Annotated in this window: 1 protein-coding gene; it reads left to right on the top strand. The window is 64.0% G+C overall.

Annotation, left to right across the window (positions count from 1 at the left end):
* On the top strand, positions 1-264 hold a 264-nt coding region (locus SB725_RS31875; protein ID WP_410923445.1), incomplete at both ends, for a hypothetical protein.

Genomic DNA, 264 nt, shown 5'->3' with positions numbered 1-264 from the left:
CATCACAACAGCTGCCGCCTTCATCGGTGTCATCCTCAGCATCTACAACACCGTAGAGGCTCGGCGGCGGGGCAAGAGTCGCATCCGCGTAAGCGTCGGGCCGGGCGATCACGGCTACAACACGATCACTGTCAGCAACCTCAGCCCTCACCCTGTCACGGTGACACGCCTCGAATCGCTCGACTTGCGCGGGGCGAGCCACCCGTGGAGCGTTCCGGCGAACTTCCTCACCGATCCGCCGATCCTGCCATGCCGCGTAGAAGG

The sequence above is a fragment of the Pseudomonas sp. SIMBA_041 genome, assembly GCF_046535095.1.
In the GTDB taxonomy this organism is placed as follows: domain Bacteria; phylum Pseudomonadota; class Gammaproteobacteria; order Pseudomonadales; family Pseudomonadaceae; genus Aquipseudomonas; species Aquipseudomonas mucoides.
The sequence above is the reverse complement of the archived record's forward strand: the minus strand, read 5'-3'. Positions and strand labels throughout refer to the sequence as shown.